At 53.0% G+C, this 453-nt stretch carries 1 protein-coding gene; it reads left to right on the forward strand.

Translation table 11 applies throughout. From position 1 onward, the window contains the following. Positions 1 to 149 precede the first annotated feature (149 nt). On the forward strand, positions 150 to 453 hold a 304-nt coding region (locus tag EP867_RS20055), incomplete at its 3' end, for a hypothetical protein (RefSeq protein ID WP_194085576.1).

The raw sequence follows: 453 nt of genomic DNA on the forward strand, positions 1-453 counted from the left end.
CCAGGTCAAAACTGACTTCTTTGATTTCCACCTGAGACATAGCAGCTTTCATCTGCGTAACTGGTTTCCCAATGCGCAGTCGCCAGCACATAGGCAGTCTGAGGGATCGTGAGGCCATGGGCCTCGCAGGTTTCCCGGATCAGCCGTGTGTGGCCGAGATTGTGATTGAGCATAAGGGCTCCATTGAAAAAGCCCCGCCGGAAAGATCCGAACGGAGCTGTGAAGGAGGAATTGTTTACAGGTTCACAGAAACTGATCATTTTTCAGATCAGAGGGGGGAGGACAGCATGCACCACGCGTCTGAAGTTATTCTGATCGGATACGGCGAGCGCACCTTTGGGGAAGTGCTGGTCGGTCAAATCAGATTGTCAGGCGAATGGTCAGCTCCGAGCTCAGGCGGCTTTTTCTTCACGCCCGAAGGAAAAGATCTGCCCGTCGTTTGGGCAAAATCCT

This window comes from Falsigemmobacter intermedius (genome assembly GCF_004054105.1).
Classification (GTDB): domain Bacteria; phylum Pseudomonadota; class Alphaproteobacteria; order Rhodobacterales; family Rhodobacteraceae; genus Wagnerdoeblera; species Wagnerdoeblera intermedia.